The following is a 7,569-nucleotide window of genomic DNA, read 5'->3' as shown; positions in this document are numbered from 1 at the left end:
GGACGGCGGGGCGTGCGGGCGTGGGGCGTGCTGGCGTGCGGGCGGTCAGGACGCCGCGGCCGCCGCCCGCGCGGCGTGCACCGCGATCGCGGCCGCCGCCGACCAGGCCTGCGGGCGACACGAGGCCGGGTAGGGCACCGGGGACGCCGCCGTGTCGGACCCGTCGCCCGCGTGGAGCTCCGGCATGCGGTAGTCGAACGCGACCGCCGCCGCGAGCAGCCCCTCACCGAGTACGGCCGCCTCGGCGTGGAAGCCCTCCGCCGCGAGCCCCGCGATCACGATCGCGGTGTCGTGGGTCCAGACGCTCCCGCAGTGATAGCTGAGCGGCCAGTAGCCCGCGGCATCCGTCGACATCGTCCGCAGTCCGAAGCCCGACGACATGTCGGCGCTGACCAGGTGGGCTGCGACCGCCGCGCTCTGCGCCTCGGTGAGGATGCCCGTGCCGAGCAGATGCCCGATATTGCTCGTGACCGCGTCGACGCGCCGCTTGTCGGCGTCGAGCGCGATGGCGGGGTAGCCGCCGCGCGCGTCATCGATCCAGAACGCGGCGGCGAAGCGCTGCTTCATCTGCGCGGCCCACGCGCGCCACTCGTCGCCGCCCGCGCGGCCGAACTCGTCCAGCAGGGATGCCGCGGCCAGCGCCGCCTCGTAGGCGTAGCCCTGCACCTCGCACAGCGCGATGGGGCCGGTCGCGATCGTGCCGTCGTTCCAGCGGATCGAGTCGCCGGAGTCCTTCCAGCCCTGGTTGGCGAGGCCGCGTCCGGACTCGTCGATGTACTCGAGGAAGCCGTCTCCGTCGCTGTCGGCGTGGTCGCGCAGCCAGCCGAGCGCACGGTCGAGGGTGGGCAGCAACGCCTCGACCTCGGGCCGCGGCATCCCGGCGACGAAGGCGTCGTGCAGCAGGGTGATCCACAGCGGGGTCGCGTCGACCGTGCCGTAGTAGAGCGGCGGCAGCGAGACGTTCTCGCCGGGGATCTCGTTCTGCACCGCGCGCAGCTCGTGCATGATGCGGCCGGGCTGCTCGGATGTCTCGGGGTCGCTCTTCGCACCCTGGTAGCCGGCCAGCACACGCAGTGTCGATGCGGCCAGCTCGTGCCCGAGGGGCAGCGCGAGGCGCGCGGCCCACAGCGAGTCACGGCCGAACAGGGTGAAGAACCACGGCGCCCCCGCGGCGAGGAAGACGTCATCGGGAGAGGCGACCGTCGCCATGCGCAACGCCTCGAGGTCGCCGGTCGCGCGGGCGACCCACCGGTCGAGGCGGTCGTCGCCGCTCGGGGCGAGCGCGCGCCAGTTGGGCGGCTCGGCGGCTCCGCGCACGACGGCGGCCGTGTCGGAGGCGGACACCCGCCACACCAGATCGGCCGCGCCGCGGGGGTCGGCCGCAGCATCCCAGACGATCTCGACCTCGCCGTCGCCGGCACCGTCGACGAGGCGCGCGCCGGAGACGGCGATCTCGGCGCGGGCGGTGTCGCGGCTCAGCACCGCGACGCCGTCGCCGACCTCGCGGACCACCGCGGTACGGTCGCCGCCGAGACCCGCCTTCACCTCGTGCAGCTGCGCGAAGTCGCCGGCGAGAGCGAGGGTCACCCGCGCCGCCACGGGCTCGTCGAGCCCGTTCACGATCCGGATGCGCTCGGTCATCCCGCCGGGGGTCACCGTGCGGGTCACCTCGACGCGCACCCGCGGGTCGGCGGTCGCGTCGTCGAGCCCGCGGGCGAGCGCGACGAACGCGAGGGACGCGGCATCCCGATGCTCGGTCGCGATCGGCTCGATCGCCGACCCGTCGATGCCCAGCACGATGCGGTCGAGCACCCGCACATCGGAGTGGTACAGCCCGTGGATCGGACGCTCCCCCACCGTCCCGCTCGGCGACGACCACACCTGTGTGGGCGCGGCGAGCGCGACCACACTGTCGTGCAGCAGCGGCTGCAGGGGGGCGGACGGGATGGACGTGTCGGCGGCCTGCGCGCGGACGTCGGTGGTCATGAAGAGGGTGCCTTCCGGTCGGACGGGAGAGAGAAGAATCGGATGCGGCGCTCAGCCCGCGGCGCGCAGAGCGCCGAGCACGCGAGGCTGGATCGGCTGCGGGTGCACGTCGCCGGCGGCGTCGCGCTCGATGCGCCACACCGCGCCGCCGGGCCGCTCGGCGATGACGTCGACGAGCTCGGTGCCGCGATAGACGAGGCCGGCGCCCTCATCGAGGGCATACCCGGCGGGGAGCTCGCCCGCCGCGATCGCGGCCTCGTGCACCACGCGCCGGGTCGGGTCGGAGTCGTAGTGCACGGCGAGAGAGCCGGGCACGAACGCCAGGCCGTCGGCGAGCACGTCGATGCCGGGACCGCGCGACGAGGTCGTCGCTCCGGCATGCCAGCACAGGGCGCCCGCCGAGCCGCCCGCCAGCACCACGCCGGCACGCCACGCCTCGTCGAGGATCACGTCGAGTCCGTGCAGACGCCAGAGCGCCAGCAGGTTCAGCACGCTGCCCCCGCTGACCCAGATGACGTCCTGGGCGAGCAGGTGCGCGCGCAGGTCGGGCACGTTGGGATGCGGGAACAGGTGGACGTGCGAGGCATCCACCCCGACCAGTCTCGCCGCCTCGAGCTCGACGCCCTCGATGTGGCGCTGGTCGCCGCCCGCGGTGTTGAGATGGGCGACCCGCGGGCGCCGACCCTCGACGCGGGCGAGCGCGATCGCATGGAGCAGCATCGGGCCGTACGCCGCATCGCTCCACGATCCCGGCACGAACCCGCCGCACGTGGCGACGATCGTCGGATGCCGCGCGGTCACTCCTTCACCGCCCCGTCGCTGGAGTTCATGATGCGGCGCTGGAAGATGAAGAACAGCACCGCCACCGGGATCGTCATGAGAGCCGCCGCGGCCAGCTTGATCGGGAACTGGTTGCCCTGCGAGAGCTGGCCGCTCGCGAGCCCCGCGACGCCCTTCGTGAGGGTCGTCAGCGCCGGGCTCTGCGTCGACACGATGAAGTGCGCGAGCTCGTTCCACGACCCCTGGAACGACAGGATGATGATCGTGATGAGCGCCGGACGCGCCATCGGCAGCACGACCGACCAGAACACCCGGAAGCTGCCCGCGCCGTCGATGCGGGCCTGCTCCTCGACGCTCGGCGGGATCGACTCGAAGAAGTTCTTCATGATGAACACGCTCGCCGCGTCCGCCAGCAGCGGCACGATCATGCCCGTGTACGAGTCGTAGATGCCGAGCTGGTTGATGACGAGGAACTTCGGGATGAGGAGCACCACCGTCGGCACCGACATCACCGCCACCAGGGCGGCGAACACGACGCCGCGCCCCGGGAAGCGCAGGCGCGCCAGCGCGTAACCGGCGAGGGAGGCGAAGAAGGCGCGTCCGAGGGTGACGAAGACCGTGACGATCGCGGAGTTCATGAACCACACCGGGAAGTCGGAGTTCGCGAACAGGGTCGTGAAGGCCTGGGTGGTGAACGGGTTGGGGATCAGCGAGACCGGGTTCGCCGTGGCATCCTCATCGGTCTTGAACGCCGTCGCCACCTGGATCAGGAACGGGGCGATGTAGACGATCGCGAGAGCGCTCAGCACGACATAGGTGATCGGTCCGCCGAGGCGGAAGGTGCGACGGGCGCGACGGGCGGCGGTGGCGACGCTCACGAGCGACCCCCCTTCTCGACGACCGCGCTCTCGACGACCGCGCTCTGATAGAGGCGCATGCGGCGGTGGGACACCTTGCGCTCACGCAGCACCCAACGCTGCAGCAGCGTCAGCACGACGATGATGACGAACAGGATGAACGCGATCGCCGCACCCTGCCCCCACTCCTGGTTGACGAACGAGCTCTGATAGGAGAGGTACGCGGGCGTCAGCGTGGTCTTGCCCGGGGCGCCCCGCGTGCCCGTGTAGATCTGGTCGAAGACCTGCCAGCAGCCGATCAGGCCGAGGGTCAGCACGGTGAACAGGGTCGGCCGCAGCTGCGGGAGGGTGACCTGCCAGAAGCGCTGCCAGCCGTTCGCGCCGTCCATGATGGCGGCCTCGGTGACGTCGCCGGAGAGGTTCTGGAGCGCGGCGATGAACAGCAGCATGAACGTGCCGCTCGTCGTGAACACGGCCATGATGATGAACGCCGACATGGCGACCGACGGGCCGCCCAGCCAGTTCCACCACGAGACGCCGAGGAACGTGTTGTCGGTGAGGGCCGCCGGCCCCTGGGTCACGCCGAAGACGCCCAGCAGGTTCTGGACGATGCCATGCGGGTCGTTGAACCAGTTCGGACCATGGAAGCCCACCCACGAGAGCACCGCGTTGACGGCGCCCGTCGCCGAGAAGAGGAACAGCCAGAGCACGGTGATCGCGACCGAGCTCGTGACCGACGGGAAGTAGAACGCGGTGCGGAAGAAGCCGCGCCCGCGCAGCACCTGACGGTTCACGAGAACCGCCAGTCCCAGCGCGACGGCCGTCTGGATCGGCACGACCAGCAGCACGTACCAGGCGTTGTTCTTCAGCGCCATGCCGAAGTCCTGGGTGGCGAGGCCGCCGCCGGTGAGCAGCTGCGCGTAGTTGTCGAGCCCGACGAAGTGCACGCCGGACGAGAAGGGGCTGCCCCGGCCGCCCCAGTCGGAGAAGCTCACCCACAGTGCCATGAGGACGGGCACGCCGAGGAAGAGGCCGAGCAGGATGACGACCGGGGCGGTGAAGATCCACCCCGAGGCGGCCTCACCGCGCCGGAGCGCGGAGCGGCGAGGCCGACTCGTGGTTGCGGACATGATGGCGGATGCCCCTTACTTGGCCAGCAGCGCCTGCAGGTTCGTCTGCGTCGCGTCGAGGATCGTCTGCGGGTCGCTCGTGGCGAGGGACTCGAGCTTGCTGTTGAGGTCGGTCACGACATCGGCCGAGCCCTTTGCCGTCGGCACCCCCTTGGCGTAGGAGGCGGCGTCGAGGAACGGCACCAGCGCCGCGTTCTCGCTCTTCCACTCATCGGCAGCCGAGGTGATCGACGGCATGACGCCGAACGCCTTCGAGAACGCCAGCTGGCTGTCCTTGCTGGTCAGCTGCTCGACGAGCTTGAGTGCGGCGGCCTGGTTGGGGCTGTCGGCGGCGATGCCCCAGCAGTTCGTGAACTGCAGGGTGCCCTGCCCAGCGGGACCGGCGGGAAGCTCCACGACCTTGTACTTCACGTTCGGGTAGTCGGAGCTCATGGCACCCGTGATCCAGTTGCCCTCGATCGTCATCGCGGCCAGACCCTTACCGAAGGCCTCACCGCCCCAGCCCGCGCCGAGGTCCTTGGCGTACTTCAGCTCGCCGCCGTTGAGCAGCTGCTTGACGTAGTCGAGCGCCTGCACGTTCGCGGGCGAGTTGGCGGTCGCCTGCGTCGAGTCGTCGTTCATGAGGTTGCCGCCGGCCTGCACCATGAAGGAGCCGATGCGGGCGTACTCGCCCGAGATGCCGAGACCCACGTGACCGGCGGTCGTGAGCTTCTTGGCCACGGCGGTCAGGTCGTCCCACGTCTTCGGGTAGTCGGAGTCGGTGAGGCCCGCGGCCTGCCACATGTCGGTGTTGACGATCAGCTGCAGCGTGGAGAAGTCCTTCGGCGCGCAGTAGAACTTGCCGTCGTAGGTGAACGAGCTCACCAGGCTCGGGTAGAAGTCGCTCTTGTTGGCGAGCTGGTCGCCGTAGGCGAGCAACGAGCCGTTCGACGCGTAGCCGGCGAGGGCGTCGGTCGAGAGGTAGAAGACATCGGCCGGCTTTCCGGCGGCGAAGCCCTGCGACAGCTGCTGGCTGAGGTTGGATGCCGCGACCACGGTGGCCTTGGTGCCCGAGCTCTGCGACCAGCTGTCGACGGCGGCCGTGACGGCCTTGGTCTCCGCGTCGCCCGACGAGCCGATCATGACCGTCAGCGGGTCGTTCGACGAGGTGAGGGTGCTGGACCCGCTCGTGGAGCTTCCCGACGAGAATCCCGACCCGCAGGCCGTGAGGCCGAGGGTCGCGGTGGCGACGAGGGCGACGAACGCCAGGCCGCGACGTGCTGTAGTGCGCATGTGATCTCCTTGTGTCCGCCCATCCATCCTCGGATGAGTCGAGAGCGTCAGCTGCTCTGCTGGTTTTGATCGTTCAATTTGAACCATCAAATCCGATCGCTGATAACGTACGAGGCGGGCCGGAGGGCTGTCAAGCGGGTGCGCGGCAGACCCGGACGTGCCTGCGCGACGCGGATGCCGCGGCCCGCGGCATCCGAGAGGGGGACACGATGCACTCGCAGCCGACCGTCATCGATGTCGCCGCCGCCGCCGGCGTCTCCCGTCAGACCGTCTCGAACGTGCTCAACTCCCCCGAGATCGTGCGGCCCGAGACCCGCGAGCGGGTCGAGCGGGCCATTCAGGAGCTCGGCTACCTGCCCCACGCCTCCGCCCGCCGGCTGCGCACCCGACGAAGCTCCACAATCGGCATCCGGCTCGACCACCTCGCCGCCGACGGCATCTCGGGGAGCGTCCTCGACCGGTTCCTGCACGCGCTCACCGAACAGGCCGCCACCCGCGGCCTGCGGGTCATGCTGTTCACCGCCGCCGACGCCGACGACGAGATCGCCCAGCTGCGACGCCTCAGCGACGGCGCGGACGTCGACGCGTTCGTGCTCACCTCGACCGTGCACGACGACCCGCGCATCGACTGGCTCTGGGGCCGCGGCATCCGGTTCGTCGCCTTCGGCAGGCCCTGGGGGCACCTCGACGCGCCGCATCCGTGGGTCGACGTCGACGGGCAGGCCGGCGTGCGCGCCGCGACCGCGCACTTCGTCGCGACCGCCGGACCCCGGGTCGGATACATCGGCTGGCCCGCCGGATCGGGCACCGGCGACGACCGGCGCGCCGGATGGGCGAGCGTGATCGCCGAACATGCTCCCGCCGGAATGTCCGCCGACGGCCTGCTCGCCGACCTCGAGATCGACGCCCTCGAAGGCGTCGCCGAAGGCGGACGCGCGGCCCGCGAGCTCGTCGCGCGCACCGACGTCGACGCGATCGTGTGCGCCTCCGACTCCCTCGCGCTCGGCGCGTTCCTCGCCGTCGGCGACACCGTGCCGGTCTGCGGCTTCGACGACACCCCGGTCGCCGTGTCCCTCGGCTTCTCGAGCGTCGAGCAGCAGCTCGGCGAGGTCGCGCGCGCCGTGCTCGACCTGCTCGCCCTGCCCGACGACGCCACCGACGCCCAGGCCCACCGCCTCGTCACCCCGCGCCTCGTCGTGCGGTAGGGGCCGCGCCCCGGTCGGGGGGTGACGCTGCTGCGCGGGGGTCGCGGTGCTGCGCGTGGGTGGTGCTGCTGCGCGTGGGTCGCGCCGCGGGCGCGTCGCGGGCGCTGCTCGCCGGGGGTCCCGCCGCGGTCACGGGGGTGGCGCTGCTGCGCGGCGGTCGCGGTGCTGCGCCGTCGTTCCTCCTCGCCGAGTCCACATCTCTGCGCCGAGTCCATGCGCGGCGCGCGCCGGGCGCGTATGGATTCGGCGCGATGACGTTGATTCGGACCGGGGGTGGGTCGCGGGGCTGGCGCGCGTCGAGAGTACGCGGCGCGGAAGCTTCAGCGCGCGGAGGTGGGC

6 protein-coding genes are annotated in these 7,569 nt (G+C 71.4%); 1 reads left to right on the top strand and 5 read right to left on the bottom strand.

The window, feature by feature from the left end; all coding sequences use genetic code 11:
- Positions 1-45 precede the first annotated feature (45 nt).
- From FFS51_RS14480 to FFS51_RS14460, 5 genes are read right to left on the bottom strand one after another with little or no spacing between them, the layout of a single operon-like run.
- The gene (locus FFS51_RS14480) at positions 46-1,986 is read right to left on the bottom strand and encodes a glycogen debranching N-terminal domain-containing protein (RefSeq protein WP_137878777.1); all 1,941 of its coding nucleotides are present in this window, start codon (positions 1,984-1,986) and stop codon (positions 46-48) included.
- A 51-nt stretch (positions 1,987-2,037) separates the two neighbouring features.
- Positions 2,038-2,787, bottom strand: a complete 750-nt coding sequence (locus FFS51_RS14475; RefSeq protein ID WP_137878776.1) for a Type 1 glutamine amidotransferase-like domain-containing protein — start codon at positions 2,785-2,787, stop codon at positions 2,038-2,040.
- Positions 2,784-3,587 (bottom strand): carbohydrate ABC transporter permease, encoded by an 804-nt coding sequence (locus tag FFS51_RS14470; protein WP_235557407.1) that lies wholly within the window; start codon positions 3,585-3,587, stop codon positions 2,784-2,786. Before FFS51_RS14470 ends, FFS51_RS14475 begins: the two co-directional genes overlap by 4 nt.
- 53 nt (positions 3,588-3,640) lie before the next feature.
- Positions 3,641-4,753 (bottom strand): carbohydrate ABC transporter permease, encoded by a 1,113-nt coding sequence (locus tag FFS51_RS14465; RefSeq protein ID WP_137878774.1) that lies wholly within the window; start codon positions 4,751-4,753, stop codon positions 3,641-3,643.
- 15 nt (positions 4,754-4,768) lie between these two features.
- Positions 4,769-6,025 carry a sugar ABC transporter substrate-binding protein gene (locus FFS51_RS14460; RefSeq protein ID WP_137878773.1) on the bottom strand — a complete coding sequence of 419 codons (1,257 nt, stop codon included), beginning with the start codon at positions 6,023-6,025 and terminating at the stop codon, positions 4,769-4,771.
- Positions 6,026-6,234: 209 nt separating this feature from the next.
- On the opposite strand from FFS51_RS14460, the gene FFS51_RS14455 reads away from it, so the two are divergent.
- On the top strand, positions 6,235-7,230 hold the full coding sequence (locus FFS51_RS14455; protein ID WP_137878772.1) for a LacI family DNA-binding transcriptional regulator: 996 nt from the start codon (positions 6,235-6,237) through the stop codon (positions 7,228-7,230).
- Positions 7,231-7,569: the final 339 nt, after the last annotated feature.

Source organism: Microbacterium sp. 4NA327F11, assembly GCF_005503465.1.
In the GTDB taxonomy this organism is placed as follows: Bacteria; Actinomycetota; Actinomycetes; order Actinomycetales; family Microbacteriaceae; genus Microbacterium; species Microbacterium ginsengisoli.
Note: the sequence above shows the minus strand (reverse complement) of the source record. Positions and strands in the feature narration are given on the sequence as shown.